This is a genomic window from Pseudalkalibacillus sp. R45, from assembly GCF_052246725.1.
Taxonomy (GTDB): domain Bacteria; phylum Bacillota; class Bacilli; order Bacillales; family Fictibacillaceae; genus Pseudalkalibacillus.
Genome location: NZ_JBQQCL010000044.1, coordinates 1 through 1,437, shown reverse-complemented (window position 1 = coordinate 1,437; position 1,437 = coordinate 1). Strand labels below are relative to the sequence as shown.

Genomic DNA, 1,437 nt, shown 5'->3' with positions numbered 1-1,437 from the left:
GATTGGATGGATTGAGTTCGGTATTCGACTGGACTCAGTCCATCCAATTTTTCTTTTGAACGTTCATGATTGTACCAGTGGATATATTCTTCAACTCGGCTTTCTAATTCCTCATAGCTTACTAAAGCTTCCCCATAATACATTTCCTGCTTCAAAATCCCAAAGAAGTTTTCCATTGCTGCGTTGTCTGCGCAAGTTGCTTTGCGGGACATGCTATGAAATACTTTATTGCCTTTTAATGTCCTCACCCATTCGTTGTGCTGGTAATGCCAACCTTGATCGGAATGGATGGTGGTTCGATAGGTTGCGTGATTTTTTATTATTTCTATCGTTTTCTGTAAGGGCTCCGTGACTAGATTTAACGTTGGGCGTTTCCTGATTCCATAAGCTATTATTTCTCCGTTATAGAGATCAAGAATTGGATTGAAATATAACTTCTCTCCGTTTAGACATTTAAATTCTGTAGTGTCCGTTACTAATTTTTGGAGAGGGAAGGGGGTGCTAAAGCGACGTGATAATCGGTTTTTCGCAACCTTTCCAACGTTCCCCTTGTAGGAATTGTATTTGCGGGATTTCCGCATGAATTTTACACATTTTAAGCCTAGTTCCCGCATTAAACGATACACTTTTTTATGATTGATGTGATGCCCTAATTTCTTTAATTCTCTCGTGATACGTTTGTACCCATACCGTTCATGGAATTTTTTAAATAGGGAAGAAATCAGCCCTTTTATTTCTGTATTCGGATCCTCTTTGCCGAAATTCTTCACATGATAATGATAGGTTGCTTCTGGAATCCTCACTACAAGGAGGATATCTTTTAATCGGAATCCCTCTTCTTTAAGTTCGAATGCGAGCTTTGCTTGTGCTTTTCGTGGAAGGCATTCGGATTCTCCCGAAAAGCTCTCAACTTTTTTAGGTATGCATTTTCTAGCCGCAGTAATTCATTCTCTCGTTCTAATTCTTCTTCGCGTGTTAACTTCTTTTCTTCCTTTTTCTTCTGCTTATTGGTTTTCTTAGACATAGAAGGTCGCCCCTTTGATCTCGGTTCCAGGCCTTCAATTCCTTGTTTACGATATGCCTTTAACCATCGTTTAATTAAGGAAGGATTGTTTAAAGAAAATTGATGAGCAGTTTCTAGATAAGAAGCACCTGTATTTAATATAAATTGTATCGTATCTAATTTAAATTGAACAGAATACTCCTTCTTCGTCTTCCTTCGTTTTAACCCTTCTATGCCCTGAGATTTATAGGTTTTCACCCATTCAACTATTGGTGTATGGCTTCCCAAATTATACTTTTTTGCCAATGATCCATATCCAAGATTGCCAGATAAATACTCGGTGACAAGCTTTATTTTAAATTCCTCGCTGTATTTAGCCATAAAAACACCCCCGAAAGTCAGATTTTCTACTCTAACTTTCGGGGGTAAGTACC

The 1,437-nt window shown here is 38.3% G+C and carries 2 protein-coding genes; both read right to left on the bottom strand.

The window, feature by feature from the left end; genetic code table 11:
- The coding region (locus ACTWQL_RS24775) for an IS3 family transposase (RefSeq protein WP_443145009.1) at nucleotides 1–815 on the bottom strand (815 nt) is incomplete at its 3' end.
- Between the two features lie 5 nt (nucleotides 816–820).
- The coding region (locus ACTWQL_RS24770; protein WP_443145008.1) for a transposase at nucleotides 821–1,437 on the bottom strand (617 nt) is incomplete at its 5' end.